General features: G+C 41.6%; 19 protein-coding genes. 10 read left to right on the forward strand and 9 right to left on the reverse strand.

Going from position 1 to position 16,976, the window contains the following annotated elements:
* The first annotated feature begins 7 nt into the window (after positions 1-7).
* The 3 genes from DB520_RS05385 (at position 8) to DB520_RS05395 (ending at position 4,473) form a co-directional block, all read left to right on the forward strand.
* Positions 8-964, forward strand: coding sequence for a ketopantoate reductase family protein (locus tag DB520_RS05385; protein ID WP_114748574.1), 957 nt, complete (start codon positions 8-10; stop codon positions 962-964).
* A gap of 251 nt (positions 965-1,215) precedes the next feature.
* Complete coding sequence (locus DB520_RS05390; protein ID WP_114748575.1) at positions 1,216-3,744, forward strand: M14 family metallopeptidase; 2,529 nt, start codon at positions 1,216-1,218, stop codon at positions 3,742-3,744.
* 123 nt (positions 3,745-3,867) lie between these two features.
* Entirely contained in the window at positions 3,868-4,473 is a 606-nt protein-coding gene (locus DB520_RS05395; RefSeq protein WP_114748576.1) for a DNA-3-methyladenine glycosylase I, read from the forward strand.
* A 30-nt stretch (positions 4,474-4,503) separates the two neighbouring features.
* Here DB520_RS05395 and DB520_RS05400 read toward each other — a convergent pair whose 3' ends face one another.
* Both DB520_RS05400 and DB520_RS05405 read right to left on the reverse strand, forming a co-directional pair.
* Positions 4,504-5,922, reverse strand: a complete 1,419-nt coding sequence (locus DB520_RS05400) for a DASH family cryptochrome (RefSeq protein ID WP_114748577.1) — start codon at positions 5,920-5,922, stop codon at positions 4,504-4,506.
* Positions 5,923-6,001: 79 nt separating this feature from the next.
* Positions 6,002-7,363: an ATP-binding protein gene (locus DB520_RS05405; RefSeq protein WP_114748578.1), complete on the reverse strand. Its 1,362-nt coding sequence runs from the start codon at positions 7,361-7,363 to the stop codon at positions 6,002-6,004.
* A gap of 193 nt (positions 7,364-7,556) precedes the next feature.
* Here DB520_RS05405 and DB520_RS05410 point away from each other — a divergent pair, with 193 nt between their 5' ends.
* From DB520_RS05410 to DB520_RS05440, 7 genes are all read left to right on the forward strand, one after another.
* Positions 7,557-7,802, forward strand: a complete 246-nt coding sequence (locus DB520_RS05410) for a hypothetical protein (RefSeq protein ID WP_114748579.1) — start codon at positions 7,557-7,559, stop codon at positions 7,800-7,802.
* Between the two features lie 14 nt (positions 7,803-7,816).
* Complete coding sequence (locus tag DB520_RS27600) at positions 7,817-7,987, forward strand: hypothetical protein (protein ID WP_394340926.1); 171 nt, start codon at positions 7,817-7,819, stop codon at positions 7,985-7,987.
* 257 nt (positions 7,988-8,244) lie between these two features.
* Positions 8,245-9,390 carry a DUF4221 family protein gene (locus tag DB520_RS05420; RefSeq protein ID WP_114748581.1) on the forward strand — a complete coding sequence of 382 codons (1,146 nt, stop codon included), beginning with the start codon at positions 8,245-8,247 and terminating at the stop codon, positions 9,388-9,390.
* Between the two features lie 47 nt (positions 9,391-9,437).
* Complete coding sequence (locus tag DB520_RS05425) at positions 9,438-10,595, forward strand: DUF4221 family protein (RefSeq protein ID WP_114748582.1); 1,158 nt, start codon at positions 9,438-9,440, stop codon at positions 10,593-10,595.
* A 156-nt stretch (positions 10,596-10,751) separates the two neighbouring features.
* Positions 10,752-10,943, forward strand: coding sequence for a type II toxin-antitoxin system VapB family antitoxin (locus tag DB520_RS05430; protein ID WP_114748583.1), 192 nt, complete (start codon positions 10,752-10,754; stop codon positions 10,941-10,943).
* 3 nt (positions 10,944-10,946) lie between these two features.
* Positions 10,947-11,348 carry a type II toxin-antitoxin system VapC family toxin gene (vapC, locus tag DB520_RS27605; RefSeq protein WP_114748584.1) on the forward strand — a complete coding sequence of 134 codons (402 nt, stop codon included), beginning with the start codon at positions 10,947-10,949 and terminating at the stop codon, positions 11,346-11,348.
* A gap of 10 nt (positions 11,349-11,358) precedes the next feature.
* Complete coding sequence (locus DB520_RS05440) at positions 11,359-12,513, forward strand: DUF4221 family protein (protein WP_114748585.1); 1,155 nt, start codon at positions 11,359-11,361, stop codon at positions 12,511-12,513.
* A gap of 171 nt (positions 12,514-12,684) precedes the next feature.
* Here DB520_RS05440 and DB520_RS05445 read toward each other — a convergent pair whose 3' ends face one another.
* The 7 genes from DB520_RS05445 to DB520_RS05470 form a co-directional block, all read right to left on the reverse strand.
* Positions 12,685-13,125, reverse strand: coding sequence for a hypothetical protein (locus DB520_RS05445; protein WP_114748586.1), 441 nt, complete (start codon positions 13,123-13,125; stop codon positions 12,685-12,687).
* Between the two features lie 16 nt (positions 13,126-13,141).
* Complete coding sequence (locus tag DB520_RS27610) at positions 13,142-13,417, reverse strand: c-type cytochrome (protein ID WP_394340927.1); 276 nt, start codon at positions 13,415-13,417, stop codon at positions 13,142-13,144.
* Positions 13,418-13,453: 36 nt separating this feature from the next.
* Entirely contained in the window at positions 13,454-13,750 is a 297-nt protein-coding gene (locus DB520_RS27175; RefSeq protein WP_232834855.1) for a hypothetical protein, read from the reverse strand.
* Between the two features lie 149 nt (positions 13,751-13,899).
* A complete protein-coding gene (locus DB520_RS05455; RefSeq protein ID WP_114748587.1) occupies positions 13,900-15,045 on the reverse strand; it encodes an FAD-dependent monooxygenase in 1,146 nt (381 codons plus the stop codon).
* Positions 15,046-15,113: 68 nt separating this feature from the next.
* Positions 15,114-15,644 carry a dihydrofolate reductase family protein gene (locus DB520_RS05460; protein WP_114748588.1) on the reverse strand — a complete coding sequence of 177 codons (531 nt, stop codon included), beginning with the start codon at positions 15,642-15,644 and terminating at the stop codon, positions 15,114-15,116.
* A 36-nt stretch (positions 15,645-15,680) separates the two neighbouring features.
* Entirely contained in the window at positions 15,681-16,421 is a 741-nt protein-coding gene (locus tag DB520_RS05465) for an MBL fold metallo-hydrolase (RefSeq protein WP_114748589.1), read from the reverse strand.
* A gap of 49 nt (positions 16,422-16,470) precedes the next feature.
* Positions 16,471-16,824 (reverse strand): hypothetical protein, encoded by a 354-nt coding sequence (locus DB520_RS05470; RefSeq protein WP_232834856.1) that lies wholly within the window; start codon positions 16,822-16,824, stop codon positions 16,471-16,473.
* Between the last annotated feature and the right edge of the window lie 152 nt (positions 16,825-16,976).

The raw sequence follows: 16,976 nt of genomic DNA on the forward strand, positions 1-16,976 counted from the left end.
TTAGGATATGAATCAGCAGAAATTTCTATTTTTCGGTGCCGGGGTTCTCGGTAGTTTGTATGCCGCCAGGTTGCAGGAGGCAGGAACGGATGTGACATTGGTAGCTCGCGGTACCAGATATGCTGATCTGAAAAAGCACGGGATTGTACTGGAGGACTTTAAAACGAAAAAGCAAACTTCCACAAAGGTGCGTCTAGTCGACCGTATGCCTGAGGAGGAGTACTTTGATGTGTGCGTGGTCTTAATACAAAAAACACAGCTTCGCGATGCACTCCCCGCCTTGGCAAAAAATCCGCATATTCCCTCTTTTCTCTTTATGCACAATGACTCGGAAGGTCCTCAATCCATGATCGACGCTTTGGGTCACGAAAAAGTTCTGCTAGGGCATGTAAACGCTGGTGGGGAACGTGATGGGCATATAGTCCGCTATATGGTCGCAGAAAAGATGACTATGGGTGAACCCAATGGGGAAATAAGTGAGCGTCTGCAGCAAATTGCCAGTGCATTTAAAGCAGGGGGTTTCCCAGTAGTGTTTAGCAGAAACATGGATTCCTGGAAGCGCTATCATGTGGCAATTGCATTAACCCTTTCCGGTGCTATTTATATGGCAGGATTATGCAATTACCGTCTGGCCCGAAACCGGGATGCGGTGAGGAAATGCTGGCAGGGTATGCAGGAAGCATTCCAGGTTTTGCGGACTCTGGGTTTTCCCATGGAACCGGCGAAGTTGCGTTGGAGTACTTATATCCCTGATTTCATGGTGGTTTTCTTGCTACAACGTGTACTAGGCACTGAGCTTTTTGATATTGGTGGGGTGCGACACGCCAGAAATGCCCGCAGCGAGATGATGCAACTGAAGGAAGAATTCAGGGTGCTTAAGGAAAAGGCAGGAATTAAGACTCCCGTTTTGGATGAGGTCGTGAAATATATCGATCCCGCTGTCCCACCAGCCATAACAGATTAATAGGCAACAATTACCGTAATTTGAATCAACCCCAAAATAAAATTGATCTCATCCTAAATCACAAACCTAAAACCAACAATCCTAAATCAAAAATCAACAACCTCAAATCACTAATCACAAAATACAAATCTGAAATCAACAATCTAAATTCCTAAATCAGGATAGTTTTAAAAACACACTTCTTCCCCATTTTTTATCCATATCTGCATTTATTGCCTTAAATTGCGCCCTCAAATTACCCGTACTTACCTATGAATAGAATTTACTGCCTGATTTTAGCTGTATGTATTGCCGCCCCTTCATGGGCACAGACCCAGTCCCCCAAGGAGTTTTTGGGCTATGAGCTCGGCGAACGCTTTACCCCACACCACAGGGTAATTGCCTATTTTGAGCATGTGGCTGCCAACAACTCCAACGTGAGCTTGGAACCTTACGGGGAAAGTGTGGAGAGAAGGCCACTGATGGTAGCCTATGTTTCGGACCAAAGCAATATGGACCAACTGGAAAAAATCCGGGAGGACAACCTAATCAGGACAGGCATTAAAACTGGTTCCACCACTACCCAGGTTCCGGTCACCTGGCTCAGTTATAATGTGCATGGCAACGAGGCAGTGTCCTCGGAATCCGCCATGATGACCCTCTACGCGCTGGTGGATCCTGCCGAAGCCGACAACAAGGCATGGCTAAAAAACAACCTGGTAGTCATAGACCCCTGTCTTAACCCCGACGGGCAGGAACGATATGTGAACTGGTACAACCAAAAGGTAAACGACATCCTGCAGCCCGACCCACAGTCGGTGGAGCACCGGGAGCCCTGGCCCGGTGGTAGGCCCAACCATTATTTGTTCGATTTGAACAGGGACTGGGCCTGGCAAATACAAAAAGAATCCCAGCAAAGAGCGAAGATATACCAAAGCTGGATGCCCCATGTGCACCTTGATTTCCACGAGCAGGGCCTGAACGAACCCTATTATTTTGCCCCTGCCGCCGAACCCCTGCACCGACAGCTTTCCGACTATCAGCACGAGTTTCAGGAGATTTTTGGTAGGAACACCGCAAAGTACTTTGATGAAAACGACTGGTTTTATTTTACCAAGGAACGCTTTGACCTGCTATATCCCAGTTACGGAGACACCTATCCTATGTACAATGGCGCCATAGGCATGACCATAGAACAGGGCGGCTCCGGCAGGGCCGGGCTTGGGATCCTCAATGCGGAGGGGGACACGGTTACGCTAAAGGACCGGATCATCCATCATCATACCACAGCCCTCTCGGCCATAGAAGTGACATCTTCAGAAGCGGAAAGGGTGTTAAGTGAATTTGAAAAGTATTTCAGCGAAAGCAGTCAAAACCCTAAGGGAAAATACAAAAGCTTTATCATCAAAGCGGACAACGAGCCGGCAAAAATGCAAAAATTGTTGGAGCTGCTGGACAAGAACGGCATAAGCTATGGCAGAAGTGGGGGCAGCCGCAGCCTTCAGGGCTTGAACTACCATACCGGAAAAAATGAGCGGTTTGATATCCAGGAGGAGGATCTGGTGGTCAATGCCTACCAGCCCCGCTCAATACTTGCCCAAGTGCTTTTTGAGCCAGAACCTATACTGAACGACAGTATCACCTACGATATCACCACCTGGGCCCTTCCCTATGCCTATAACCTAAAGGCATATGCTGTGGAAAGCAGGGTGGATGCAGGAGCCGACTATGAAAGCGAGGCTTTTTCGGGAAATACCCCGGATGCTTCGGTTTTAGCCTATTTGGCTCCTTGGCATTCCGTGCAGCATGCCGCCTATCTTTCGGCTTTGGTGAGAGAAGGCATAAGGGTTAGGTACGCTACGTTTCCCTTTCGCTTTGGAGATACGGAATACCCGGCGGGCACCTTGATCATTCCCAGGGGTGGCAACCAATATGTGGCTGATTTTCACGAAAAAGTTACCGACATTGCCAACCGGCACCAGATTACCTTGAGCAAGACCCAAACCGCCTATGTGGATAGCGGGAAGGATTTTGGTTCTTCGGATGTAAGGGCCATCAGTAAGCCCAAGGTTGCCCTGATTGGGGGGAATGGGACCTCTTCCCTCAACTTCGGGGAAATATGGCATTTTCTGGAGCAGGAACTTCGCTACCCGGTTTCTATTTTGGAAATGGAGTATTTGGGTGCAGCGGATCTGAGCAGTTATGATGTAATATTGCTACCAAGCACCTACGGAGGGAGCTGGGAAGAAACCCTTACCGGTAAATTACTGGAGTGGGTAAAACAAGGAGGCAAATTAATTGCTTATGAAAATTCGCTCAACCAATTGGTGGACCAGGGAGGGCTTTCCCTCACTGCCTATTTGGATGAAGAAGAAAAGGAAAATGCCACTAAATTAAAAAGGGAGGTCGAGATTGACCAGTTGACCGTCCCATATCAAGAGAGGGAGAGGGAAGCAATCTCTGATTATATAGGAGGGGCAGTGGTTGAAGTAGATATGGATGTTACCCACCCCCTGGCCTTTGGTATCGGGGATAAGTTTTATTCTCTCAAAAACAACGACAACCGATTTGCACTATTGAAGAACGGGGTTAATGTAGGCCATATCCCTTCCGCAGACCGTCACCGGGCAGGTTTTATCGGATACAGGTTCAAGCCTCAATTGGAACGTTCAATGGTATTTGGAGTAGAGGCATTGGGCAGGGGTCAGGTGGTTTATTTTGCGGACAATCCCATGTTTAGGAGCTTCTGGGAGTCGGGAAAAATGCTGGTGGCAAATGCCTTGTTTCTGGTAGGGCAGTAGGGGTTGAATTGAAAATGGAGAATTGAGAATTCCGATCACCTATCACCGATCACTGATTTGAGTTATGAAAAGACCTAACAATTGCTTAAATAGTACGATATCCCCTAATTAGAATCCACTACTATGAACGCTGACTTTTCCGTTAACCAATCTCAAAAATTCAGATGCCCATGGTGCCTGGGTTTTGAGGACTATGTTCGCTATCATGATGAGGAATGGGGGGTGCCGGTGTATTCCGACAAAAAGCACTTTGAGTTTTTGATATTGGAGAGTGCACAGGCAGGGTTGAATTGGGCAACCATCCTTAAGAAACGGGAAGGCTACAAAAAGGCCTTTGCGGAATATGACTATAAAGTGGTGGCAGATTTTCCGGATAAGTATCTGGACACCCTTTTGGAGGATACAGCTATCATCCGTAACCGACTCAAGATTACCGCAGCCATTAATAATGCCAGACGTTTTTTAGAGGTGCAGGAGCAGCAGGGTTCCTTTACCTCCTATATCTGGAGCTTTGTGGGTAGTACCCCCATTCAAAATCAATGGAGGGACATGTCTCAGGTGCCTGCCAGTACCGAGGTGTCCGATAGGCTTTCGGCAGATATGAAAAAGCGGGGATTTAAATTCATCGGCAGCACGATAATGTATGCCCACCTGCAGGCAACCGGATTGGTCAACGACCATTTGGTACAATGCTTTAGACACAGCGAAGTACAAAGGCTTGTCAAGTAGGCTTATTATGCCTTTTTCGTAAAGGGCAAATTACCATTTGCTTACATCCACCATGGGTTTTGGGTAGGAATTACCCCCCATGCGCACTGCCTTTTCCTTATCGGTAAATGCAAAGGGCTGATGGGCATCAAAGCCTTCGAGCTTTTTGAGTTTGGGCAGCCAATGCCGTACAAAGTCCCCATCCTTGTCGTATTTCTTTGCCTGGTTCAGGATATTGAAATAGCGGTTTTGCCTGGGGTCGTGTCCCACCCCCGCCACATACATCCAATTGCCCCAATTGCTACAAACATCGTAATCGATAAGTCTGCTTTCAAAATAGGATGCTCCCCAGCGCCAGTCTATTCCTAGGTCATGGGTCAAAAAGCTGGCCACCAGTTGGCGCCCCCTATTGGACATATACCCCGTGGCATTTAACTCTCGCATATTGGCGTCTATCATGGGAATCCCGGTATTTCCTTGAGTCCATTGCTCAAATTGGCTTTTGTCACTGCTCCAAACTCTGGATTGATTGGATATCCCTTCCACTTGAAAAAACCGGTTTCCGTGTTTCTTCGCCGCAAACCGGAAAAAATCCCGCCAAACCAATTCAAAGAAGAGCCAGTAAGTGGAGGAGTTTTTGGTTTCCTCCGTTTCAAACTTCTTTATTTCCCAATAAATTTTTCTGGGGGACAATGCGCCTAGGGCCAACCAGGGGGAGAATTTACTGGAAAAATCCGCTCCCAGCAGCCCATTTCTGGTGGTTTTATAGCTTGCTAGGGATTTAGTCTCCCAGAAATAGTGGGAGAGTCTTTCCAATGCCCGGTTTTCACCTCCCACAAAGTCCATGGCGGCTTTCTTGTCTTTTTTTGGAGGGGGGCCTATCAGCGCTTCCAGAGCAGGTAGTGTGCAGGGAAAGGTTTGCTCCTTGGGAAAAGGGACATGCTCTGGTTCTGGGAGCATCTTTTTGATTTCCCCCATTTTTTCGCATTCTTTTCTAAAAACGGTGAAAACTTCCGGCAATTGGTTGATAGGAAAAGGCAATGCATCCAACTGATAAAGTGTGGCTTGCCAGTAGGATTCGGTACGAATCCCCTGAGCCCATGCACGCTCCTCCAGTGTTTCTTCCACCTTTATTTCTTCCTGTGTGACTTCCTTTGAAAAATAGATGGTGGTGGCTCCCACCTGCTCGGCAAATTCAGGGACCTTTATCTCTGGATAGCCTTGCAAGACGATGAGATCGGCTCCCTTGGCTTTCAGTGTTCGCTGTAAATCTTCCAGGCATTCTATCAGGAACTTGGCCCTGAATCCCCCTGTTTTGGGTATGCCTAATTCCGTATCGGCAAAATGACGGGGATCAAAGCAATAGACGGGCAGTAGGTAGTTGGCATTTTCCAGGGCCCCGGTTAGGGCTGCATGGTCATGTACACGAAGGTCATTTCTCAACCAAAGCAGGGCTGTATTCTGAGGCATAATTGGAATAATTCTTTTTTCTTTTAATCATTTTCTACGGAAAATGTTTAGGAGCTTGTTTTTTTGGAAGGATTGCTGCCTATCCTTGTTCCATAGGATATTTGGATACGAACCATTCCCCATACTCGGGTATTTTCCCCGCCAGAAAATAGGGAAGGTTAAGTAGGTAAAAGGACTTTCCGGTAAGGGTTTTAACTTTTTCTACAGAAAACCGATTGGCCAACAAGCGTATGGCATAATGGTGATCCACCATGTCCATGTACTGGAAAAGGGACCTTAGCTTACCCTTAGGGCCGGATTTGATCTCAATGGGTAAGAGATATTGCTGCAAAGGATAAACCAGGTCGATCTCCGCACTACTCCCAGCTTTATCCCTTACCCAGAAATTTGGTCTATAAGAAGGTCTATGGTGTTGTGCCTTGATTTCCTGAGTGACCATTTGCATGATTACCTTGCCTTGGTGAAACTCATTAAAATCCTTTACTTGGAGCATGCTCAACTGTCTATTTGATTGGTAATTAAGTAAGCCAACATCTAAAAATTGAATCCTGGGGCGCTTTCTTACATCATCAATTGCAGGAGGGCTTAAATTAGTAGAGGGATAGATTAATTGGATTACCCGGGACATATCCAATGTCCGTAGTGCTTCACCCACCTCCCTGGATCGAAATTTAGAATTTCCAAAGCCCTCAAAGCTAATCCTGTCTTTTTCAGCATGTGCGGTCTCCATTATATGCCTGATCACTTGTTTCTCCGAATTGTTTTTGGCATATTTTTCCACATCATCCCTGTAGCTTTGAATCAGGGACTCATAAATATCCGGTAAATTGGCAATTTGGCCATTTTCCACATAGTCTTTTATCACTTCGGGCATGCCACCAACAATGAGGTATTTATGGAATAAGTCCAAAATGGGCTGAAAGACACCATTCGAAAAAGGGATTTTGTTAATTTGGTTAATGGCAGGTTTATTTTTAATTGCATAAAGGAATTCCTCAAAGTCCATAGGATGAAGGACAAATTGTTCTGTTCTTCCGACTGGAAACGAAGGCACATCCTTTATTGCAAATTCCAGTAAGGACCCTGCGGCAACTACATGAATATGGGGAAGTTCTTCAAAAAAATAGCGAAGTAATTGTATGGCTTTGGGAGATTCCTGAATTTCATCCAAAAAGAGCAGTGTGGGTTCACCATCCCAAGGGATGTTATGCATGATAAGGAGACTTTCAAAAATATCCTTAACATCATCCATTGATTCAAAAAGTGCCTTATATTCCTTTTTTTCAAGGTTGGCCGAAATAAAATGAGTAAATTGATCAGAGAACTGGCTCACCAAAGTAGATTTGCCTACTTGTCTCGCTCCTCTGATTAGGAGTGGCTTATGAATGGCTTTTGCCTTCCAGTTTTGAAGTGTTAGTATAGCCTTCCGGAAAAACAGCATGGGATATTGTCATGTTTTAGGGGTAAATATAATAAAATATGTAATAAAATGGGGGTTGTTTATGACAAATCTTGTAATAAAATGGGGGTTGTTTGTTACGTTTATGATGTATGATTTAAGATTTATAGAATCCTAAATCTGAAATTCTAAATGATTTTCAATAAATTCCTGGATCTAATCGATTCCCTACCTTATGAAACAGTTGATTTTTATGGTGCTCTTTGGGTTTTTGGTTGCCTGTGGGGGAAGTGGTAATGGGGCAAACTCCGACGAGGTCCGCATCAACTTTAGTCTGGATATGGTGATGGTCAACCCCGGTCAGGAAATACTATTTTTGAATTCAGGTTTATTCCTGGCCCAACTAAGCAAGGATAAAAAGTACCTTTACAATTTTAACCATCCCGATTTTCCATTGAAAAGATCAACCTGGATGAACTAAAGTTTGAGGATAAAATTACCTTATCGAAAGAGGGCCCCAATGGGGTGGGGCAATGTTTCATGGGATTTTTATTGTTGGATGATGATTCCATGTTGTTCAGGTGCTTTAACCAGGACAATATCGTGGACTGGAATGGCAATAAAAAGCACCAATTTGACTTCAAGAGTTCCTATGCTGACCAATAGACCTCCCTTCCATTTCGTAAAGGACGGCAAAATCTGGATATTTAAAAATATCGAAGATGAGATGGGGTTTGTGCGGTTGTTGGTTGATTTATGAATTGTCCAATCTAAAATGTGCAAGGGATGAAAATCATGGGGGTTAACCTCAAATCATCAGTCCAACTCGCTATTTTTAAGGATTTTATAATTTTTTAACACCCAATTATTTTTATTTGACTAAAAAATCCCTAATTTTTTAGTCTCAAAAAATGACATAACTTATGAAAAAGTTTATTTTTATAGTGCTTTGTGGCTTTTTGTTTGCTTGTGGGGGGAATAAGGGGGGAGAAAACGGGGACCAGGTTCGCATAAATTACACCTTGGATACCGTGATGGTCAACCCTGGTCAGGAGATTTTGTTTTTGAATTCCGGCTTGTCCCAATCCCAACTTACCCCGGATAAAAAACACCTGTATAATTTTAACTTTACGGAGTTTTCCATTGAAAAAATCAATCTGGATGAATTGGCCTTTGAAGATAAAATTATGCTTTCAAAGGAGGGCCCAAATGGGGTGGGGCAGTATTTTTTCGGGTTCCTGCTTAAGGATGAAAATAATCTTTTGATTAGGTGCTACAATCAGGATAACATAGTAGATCTAACCGGTAAGAAAAAGCATCAATTTGACTTTAAAAAAGTAGGAACTGAGCCTGATAAACTTTCCGATTCGGAAAACCTGCTTTCAGCGGTGCTGCTTCCGGAGGAACCTGAAGTATATTATGGGTTGGTTTCAGATTGGCAAGAAGGTAAAACGGAAGTGGCAAAATTAAATATTGCCGAAGATGTCATCCAACGGTTTGAAATACCCATTTTCGAAAAGGCCAAGAAATTTGAGATAGAGATTACAGATGGTGGGAGATTTAGTATGCAGAAGTATATTATCCATGCTGGTGACAAATTGATTGTAGGCATAGAGGGATCCAATGAATTGTATGTGATGGATAAAGAGACAGGTACAAGTCAGCTGCATGAATACACCAGTGAACTTACTGCCACGGAAAAGAAGGGTAATTATCCCCCGAAAGTGGGAGGGATAGATGAGTTTGCCGGAATCTACAGGAGGATATTAGAGGAGGTAGGTTTTATGGCACCTGTGTGGGATGAAGTGAATGAAATGTTTTACAGGTTTTCATTTATTATGGAATTCGATGATAATGCAGAAAAACCAGAGGGGAGCCCTTTTCAACAGCCCTCTGGTGCCAAGGTGTTTTTAACCATCTACGACAAGGAATTGAACATGCTAACCGAATCAGCCATCCCCCAATTGACGAATCGGCCACCTTTTCATTTTGCTAAAGACGGCAAACTGTGGGTGTTTGAAAATGTTGAAGATGAAATGGGGTTTGTCCAGTTGAGTTTTGATTTATGATTTCGGATTTATCCAATCTGAAATCATAAATTCTAAACCTAACTTAAATGGATACAGCTATTAATTTGAGCAAGATTGTTTTTTTGTCGTTATGCTTCGCTTTCATCGGCTGTGCGGAAAAAAAGGATATCGTAGACCTTTCACTGACTTCTTTAAATTATTCTTTGGATACAGTAATGATTGATCCTGGGAATGAATTGCTGCACTTAAATGCCGGGCTTCGGATGGCCACGCTGGATGCGGAGAGGGACTACCTCTATAATTTCAATCCTTCCGATCATACCATTGAGAAAATCAATCTAAACAGCAGGAAGCTTGAAGATAAATTGGCCTTCGAAAAGGAGGGACCTGATGGAGTTGGTGATATGGTCTTTAGAATGGATTTGATTTCAGACGAATTAGTTGCCTTTATGGGGTACATAAAAGCGGGTATTTTTGACTTAAAAGGCAGGAAGGTGGTCGAATTCCCCATTGCGGAAGTAAATTTTGACGGGGATCCGTTGATAAAGGGGGAACGTTTTGAATTTCTGAACACCTACATGTTTGACTCGGTGAAGATGGTAGGCTTGATCAGAAATGCCACAGAAAAAAGCTTTGCCCTGGGGGTGTTAGATTCCGATTTCAGGCATTTAAAGAAGGTTCCGATTCCACTGGATGTACTGGAGAACTTCCGATTTGTGCTAAGTAGTACCTCCCGGGTACAAATGTCTTTTCCCTCAGCTACTATTTCGGAGCACAACGGCAGGTACCTCATCACCAATGAAGTAAATAATACAATCCTACTTTACCATCTTGAAATAGATTTTTTAAAAGAAATCAACTATCAGCCTATGCTTACGGAAGATAGGAAAAAAGGCAAATACACACAGGTAACAGAAACCGAGGAGGAATTTAACCAGGAAACTCAAAACGTACGAAAAGAAATCAGTTTTATGGCTCCCATTTGGGATGAAAATAACCATCGGTTTTACCGGTTTTCCCATAAAGCTGTCAATATTGGTAACAATTCATCTAAAGAGGAAGAGTATAAATCATCTGTATTCCTAACGGTATTTGATGCTGACTTTAACGTAATCGCAGAGTCCCTTGTTGAAGATCTAACAAAACCGCCCGGCTTCCACTTTGTAAAGGACCGAAAAATCTGGATGTACGAGAATATGGAGGATGAGATGGGATTTGTGCGGTTGTTGATTTTAGATTTATGATTTTGGATTTGGGACGATAGGTGAGTTAACGGTAATAGGGTTGCAAACCATTTTTATCTGGGTTCGGCATTGCAAAATTCCGAATTGGAGGCAATTCAGGAAAAGAAATTATGAATGTGTAAAAAAATTATTAAATTGGTGTATATTTAATTTACAATGAGAACTAATATAGAGATTGATGAAAGGCTAATGGATGAAATCCTGAACAAAACCTCTTTGAAAACCAAAAGAGAAATCGTTCATGCAGCACTTAAAGAATTCCTGCAAAAACTGAAGCGTGAGGAGCTGGCTGGTATGGCTGGTAAAATTGATTGGATTGAAAATTTGGAAGAAATGAGAACGGATTGATTAATGCTTGTTTTGATAGATACCAGCATTTGGGTGAAGTTTTTCCGGGGAGGGGATTTAAATTTGATTCAAAATGTCCAAAAACTTATCCTAGGGAATGAGGCATGCATATGCCCTCCAATTCTTCAAGAAATTCTTCAGGGAGTTAGTGACATAAAGACATTTGAAAAGTTATCTGATCAATTGTTAAGCCTACATTTTTTAGAGGCTGATTCTAAGATGATGGCTATAGGTGCCGCAAAATTATATTTTCAACTAAGGAAACGAGGAGTTACCATTAGAAAAAGTATGGATTGCCTAATTGCTTCTTATGCATTAACATTCGATGTTTCTTTTTATCATGCCGACAGAGATTTTGACAATGTTTCCAGGCATTTTCCTCTCAAACTATTTGTGAAGTATTAATAGTTATAATATGGTTTTCTCAAAATTCTACCGAAAGTTTAGTTACCTATGCTTAATTGGTACTTTGTGGGCATGTGATAATAAATCGACCGTCCGACATGTCTTGGAGAGGGAAGCAATTATATCGATAGATACGGTAATGATTGATTCAAAAGGGGAGTTTTTATACCTAAATGATGAACTAAGGCAATCCACTCTTTCATCTGATAAGAGGTTTCTTTATAATTTTAACGAACGGGAAAGCTCTATCGAGCAGATTAATCTGGATGAACTTTGTCTAGATGAATTGCTTATATTTGACCGGGATGGACCCAACGGCATTGGCAGTTTAATCTCCAATATCCAATTGGCAGGCGAGGGCAGAATGCTGATTTGGTCATTACGGGGGGCTGGAATATTTGGCCTTCAAGGGAGCCGTTTATCATCTGTTGAGCTAAGTCCTGTAGAGGATGTTTTTTCCAATGGCTATCATTATTCACTCAGGACATTTAAGGAAAATTTCAACAATATATTTGGTTTAACTATAAACTGGGACTCACATAGTTATTTTTTCTGGAAGCTGAACCCGGAAAATGGACAACTTAAAAACTACAACCTGTCGGAGTTTGACAAGGTAAAGTCCTTTGTGTTACAACAAATGGATGGAGCAAGGGTGGTTCGGGGCAACTTACCGGGTGTTTTTTTATCGGATGATTCGGACAAATTGTTTTTGTCCAATGAAGTGTCAAATGATATATATATTTATGACCCGAAATTGGATTCTCTAATTCATTATGCTTTGCCACATAATTCCATTCCCCAGATTAAAGTAAATGTGACCTTTCCCAAAGCTGAATCACAAGAGGAAATGAATAAGCTCTTGACGGATTTTAAGGAGGATATAAATTTCTCCAAATTGAATTGGGATCAAGAAGCCAAGTTATTTTATCGGTTTTCTTACAAAGAAAAATTTACCAGATCAATGGACATAGGTGGCAGTCCGGTGCCTTCATCTTCGGAAGTGTTTTTAAGCGTCTGGGATTCCGAGCTTAACCTGCTTTCGGAACAACAGGTACAGGGATTAACCGAGACACCTAAAACTCATTTCGTCAAAGATGGAAAAATTTGGGTTTTTGTCAATGTGGAGGATGAGATGGGGTTTTTGCGACTTAGTTTGGATTTATGATTTTAGATTTGCTCGATAGGTGAGTTTATGGTAGTAGGCTTGCAAACCCATTTTATCTAGATCCGGCATTGTAAATACCGAAAAGCGCCGACAGCTCCATTTTTTGTTAAAACAAAAAAACGCTGGATTTGATAATGTGAATCCAGCGTTCTAGATGCTTTAGGAAAGGGGCTAAAAATTAATCGTTATAAGTTTTTCATCCTCCCAGTCAGTAAGAAATTTTCCTATGGCCTTCATCTGAATGGTTTCCCCAATCCTGACCTGATGAGAATATCCATAGCTCACATTATACCTATGAATATCCACCGATACCAATTTTTCAAATCTGCTTTTGTTTAATTCCCTAGGAATATCTTTAAAAGGAATCCAGCCGGTAGTTTCCTCCAAAATTTTAATTTCCTGAGTTGAATTCTTATCCACAAGGCTCACTCCTACATTTAAATTGACAAAATAGGTATCATACTGCGTGGAGCTAAAATCCTTGTCCGTGAAAAATTCAAAGAGAACCTTTTTTTCCTTCTTAAGGATAGGGAGTTCGGACTCGGGCTCAATGGATTCACATGAAATAAAGGCAAACGACATTATAAATGCCACAATTAATACATTTTTCATTGACATAATTTCGTAATCAATTCATTGCATGAGTTGGGGGTACCGGATTGGGAACAAGATTATCGATAGGTTTGATGGATTTCAGGTAGGCATAAATCGCCTTGGTTTCCTGATCTGTCATATGGCTGTACATATCCCATGGCATTGGAGGCAGTAATTGTCTGGTTGTTTTTATTCCTTTATATCTCCCTTCCCTTAGGGCAATGGAAAATTGTTCCTCAGTCCAGGATCCGATTCCCGTATCATCATCGGGAGTTAGGTATGCTGGATAAGTGACCCCCCAAGGTCCGATCCACGCAGTTAGCGTCTGCGTGGCAGCTACTCCTTTTTACTCTAGATCAGCCCGGTCAAGGTCGGGTAGGGGAATTGCTGCAGGGTGACCGGAAAGCTGAAGTTCCATATCCAGTTCGGGTCTATTGGGTCCCATCTTTCTGGTTGTATGGCAATCATGGCAGCCGGAAACCAAAGTTAGATGCTTGCCAAATTCTTCCAGTGTCTGGAATCCATTTAAATCTTTAATTTGATTAAGCTCTGGCAATTCTGTTTTTGAAGACTGTTGACATTCACTCAGGCCCAAAACAGCTATCAGGGATAACCCTAAGGAAATAATTATTATGTTTTTCATTTGTAGAAGTTGGTTAGGTAAACAACTATTTCTATTTGTGATGATTGGAAAAGTGGGAGTTAGGTTGCTTGTGATTTGTTTTTTTTCTTGAGAATTTTTAAAAAGTTATTCCATTTATCGCTCAAATCACTCTTAGGGGTAATCAACTCCTAAAAATCTGTATTAAAGACTTTTTCAAGTTGTTTGTCATTTATGGTTTTAGGCAGATTTCTTAGCCCAAAATTTCTAATTCTACATAACATTGCATTCTCCAATTGGGCCAACTTTCCCATTTTCCAAGAGGTATTGACAATGAAATCTGTCCTTTTTATCCTTCTCTTTTCAAAAGCACGGAAGGACTTGGAATATTTATCGCTTTTGGACATTTCATCAGCTAGGACATAAGCATCTTCGATAGCCTGACACGCACCCTGTCCGAGATTTGGAGTAGTAGCATGGGCAGCATCACCGATTAAAACAATCCGATCAAATGCAAATTGACCAATTGGACTGATATCAATAATGTCATTCCAAATCAACTGATGATCTTCTGTATGTTCCAAAATCCGCGGAATCGGATCATGATAATCCTTGAAATTAGCCAGCAGGTCGAGTACTTTCATTGCGCCCATTTTTCTGTCATTCTGGGGAGCATTTATACAAGCAAACCAATACAATTCATCATTGGCCAAAGGAGCTATTCCAAACCGTCCTTTTTGTCCCCAAGTCTCAGAAGCCTGAGTGATTTTCAACTTGCTGTTGTCCATCACTGCCCTCCAGCAGGTATATCCCGAATACCGAGGAGTCGATTGGGGTAATAATTGCTTTCTGATAGCCGAATGAATCCCATCCCCCACTATCAAATAATCTGTAGATATGGATGAACCATCCTCAAAGTCAACAAGCACCTGATCTTTCTGATTACTGAAAGCTGTGGCCTTTTTGTTTGTGAAAACAGTATCGGGATCAAGTTTGGAAAGCAACAATTCATGCAAAGCATAGCGATGGATCAAAAAATTATCCAGGCCATACTTTTTACTGATGGCCTCGCTATCGGATTTTGTGATGATTTTCCCTTTCTGATCCAACAAGGCAAAAGAGGACATCAATCTGCCTTGACTGATGACCTCATCCATAAAACCCAATAACTTATATACCCGCATTGCATTGGAAGACAATGCCAAACCTGCCCCCACCGGCCTGACTTCTGAGGCAGCTTCATATACATTGGCCTGTATTCCTTTTTGCTGTAACGCTATTGCTGTGGTCAACCCTGCGATGCCCCCGCCGATAATACTGACTTTGACTTTTCCCATTTGATTTAATCAAGAACTATAAGTAGTTTGAAAATCAATTATTTAACTAAATTACGAAAAAACATTTTTCAGGCTTTCTTTACATAATAATGAAGCTGTACCAATCCGGATTCAAAAGATTTTGCTGATCGAAATTCAAGTTGTTGTTCCGGAATCCCAAATGAAAACAACCTTTTGCCATCACCCAAAATGACAGGGATGATAGACAGGATTAATTCATCCAATAATTTTCTATCCAGCAACATTCTGACCACTTCAGCCCCTCCATCTACAAAAATGTTTTTACCTTTTTTAATTTTCAGCCGGATGACCAAATCTTCCAGGTCATCTGAGTAAAAATGGACATTCCCTATGCTCTCCCGCATTTCCCTTGTAACAATATAGGTTTCCTTGTCCGCATGTGGGAATTGATCAACTTGGGCCATCACCCATTCATAGGTTCTTCTTCCCATGATTACCGTTTCTACACTATCCGTGAATTTCCTGTAGCCATAATCCTCTCCTTCTTTGGCAACTATATCCAAAAAAGAAAGGTCATCACCCGGTTTTGTAATGTACCCATCCAAGCTGCACGCGATGTATAATATTACTTTTCTCATACATTATCCTTTACTGGTTTTCAGTACTCACTCAATTTAAACACTCAAAGACTTTGAATATTGGCAAATCAATTTCTCCAATTTATCCTCCACATTCTCTTCTACAATACCACCATGATAGCAAATAACTTTTTGTGGTTTGAGTGCTTTTATTTTCTCAACTGATTTGATGGCATTTGGAAATTCTAATGTGTAAGAAGGGTTGGGAATCCCGAATGTATTTCCTTCAACCACCAATGCATCATTGGCAATCAAAACATTCTGATTCGGAATGAAAAGTGAAATATGCCCTTTGGTGTGCCCTGGAGTATGGATGATCTGAATCTCATCTTCAAAAAACCCCCCATCATCAAATGTTTTTTCTACCTCATACCTTTTGATTCTATTTAGTGAGTCAATAAAACCTAAAGCCCAATTTCTATAATCTCCGGTAAGTGAATTTAAAGAGTTTTCCGCTTGAACCAACCTTTCAGATTTTATTTTCCCACTTATCGACTTTTCTTCCAAGGCCCCGCAAAATGTTTTTATAGATCGATTATGTTCCTTGAATTTTTTGAGACCTCCTATATGATCGATATCATCATGGGAAATGATGATACCATGGATTTGATCAATACTTATGTCGATTTTTGCCAATTCACTGACAAAAGTTTCAAAGGTTTCTTCATAACCACAATCAACCAAATACACCTTTTCATTTATCCTTATCAAGGTGGGAAATAGGGTTAATTTCTCATTGTTCAGTATTTGCTCTATTTTGATTGTAGTTATTTTCATTGCAAAAATGAAGTTTCATTTAAACGATATTAACTTAGAATGTTTCTTTTCAAGGTTTTTTAGCAGATGTTGTTTTATCAGACACTTCTATTTTAGTCCAGCCCCTTAGCTGGAAATATTTTTTCCTCGGTTCACCTGTCCAGCCATTAATTCCATTTTTGGGTAACCAAATGGTATGGATGTAAATTACGGGAAGGAAGGTCAATCCTAGAACTGTCAAAGAAATTAATCTGCCAAAGAAAGTAGTCAAAAAACACACAACTGCTAAGGTTACCAGAAACTTCATAATCCTCCTCCATTTTGGCACTTTCTCCTCAAAATGGCCTAAAAGAATATTGCCTGTCGCAAAAATGAAGCTTACAAGAGCAATTTCAAACCATAAGTTATTTTGAATGGACATCATAACTAAACAGAAATTTAGCATCAAGGCAAGTAATCAATGTCCCTGATTTTTCTTCATTTTAAGATTTATTGGTGTAATGATTGGACTTTGATTTGAAAAGTTGCTTGGAGGTGTATAAATCCATACCACATAAACATGTTATTTCTATCTGG

Origin of the sequence: Pleomorphovibrio marinus (assembly GCF_003347495.1) — a bacterium.
Lineage (GTDB): Bacteria > Bacteroidota > Bacteroidia > Cytophagales > Cyclobacteriaceae > Pleomorphovibrio > Pleomorphovibrio marinus.

What these genes read in the sequence shown, in the direction of transcription:
- DB520_RS05400 (WP_114748577.1), bottom strand. Translation starts at nt 5,922, where the DNA reads ATGCCTCAGAATACAGCCCTGCTTTGGTTGAGAAATGACCTTCGTGTA.
- DB520_RS05385 (WP_114748574.1), top strand. Translation starts at nt 8, where the DNA reads ATGAATCAGCAGAAATTTCTATTTTTCGGTGCCGGGGTTCTCGGTAGT.
- DB520_RS05445 (WP_114748586.1), bottom strand. Translation starts at nt 13,125, where the DNA reads ATGAAAAATGTATTAATTGTGGCATTTATAATGTCGTTTGCCTTTATT.
- DB520_RS05395 (WP_114748576.1), top strand. Translation starts at nt 3,868, where the DNA reads ATGAACGCTGACTTTTCCGTTAACCAATCTCAAAAATTCAGATGCCCA.
- DB520_RS05405 (WP_114748578.1), bottom strand. Translation starts at nt 7,363, where the DNA reads ATGCTGTTTTTCCGGAAGGCTATACTAACACTTCAAAACTGGAAGGCA.
- DB520_RS05455 (WP_114748587.1), bottom strand. Translation starts at nt 15,045, where the DNA reads ATGGGAAAAGTCAAAGTCAGTATTATCGGCGGGGGCATCGCAGGGTTG.
- DB520_RS05470 (WP_232834856.1), bottom strand. Translation starts at nt 16,824, where the DNA reads ATGATGTCCATTCAAAATAACTTATGGTTTGAAATTGCTCTTGTAAGC.
- DB520_RS05460 (WP_114748588.1), bottom strand. Translation starts at nt 15,644, where the DNA reads ATGAGAAAAGTAATATTATACATCGCGTGCAGCTTGGATGGGTACATT.
- DB520_RS05465 (WP_114748589.1), bottom strand. Translation starts at nt 16,421, where the DNA reads ATGAAAATAACTACAATCAAAATAGAGCAAATACTGAACAATGAGAAA.
- DB520_RS05440 (WP_114748585.1), top strand. Translation starts at nt 11,359, where the DNA reads ATGGTTTTCTCAAAATTCTACCGAAAGTTTAGTTACCTATGCTTAATT.
- DB520_RS27175 (WP_232834855.1), bottom strand. Translation starts at nt 13,750, where the DNA reads ATGAAAAACATAATAATTATTTCCTTAGGGTTATCCCTGATAGCTGTT.
- DB520_RS05420 (WP_114748581.1), top strand. Translation starts at nt 8,245, where the DNA reads ATGAAAAAGTTTATTTTTATAGTGCTTTGTGGCTTTTTGTTTGCTTGT.
- DB520_RS05390 (WP_114748575.1), top strand. Translation starts at nt 1,216, where the DNA reads ATGAATAGAATTTACTGCCTGATTTTAGCTGTATGTATTGCCGCCCCT.
- DB520_RS05410 (WP_114748579.1), top strand. Translation starts at nt 7,557, where the DNA reads ATGAAACAGTTGATTTTTATGGTGCTCTTTGGGTTTTTGGTTGCCTGT.
- vapC (WP_114748584.1), top strand. Translation starts at nt 10,947, where the DNA reads ATGCTTGTTTTGATAGATACCAGCATTTGGGTGAAGTTTTTCCGGGGA.
- DB520_RS05430 (WP_114748583.1), top strand. Translation starts at nt 10,752, where the DNA reads ATGAGAACTAATATAGAGATTGATGAAAGGCTAATGGATGAAATCCTG.
- DB520_RS05425 (WP_114748582.1), top strand. Translation starts at nt 9,438, where the DNA reads ATGGATACAGCTATTAATTTGAGCAAGATTGTTTTTTTGTCGTTATGC.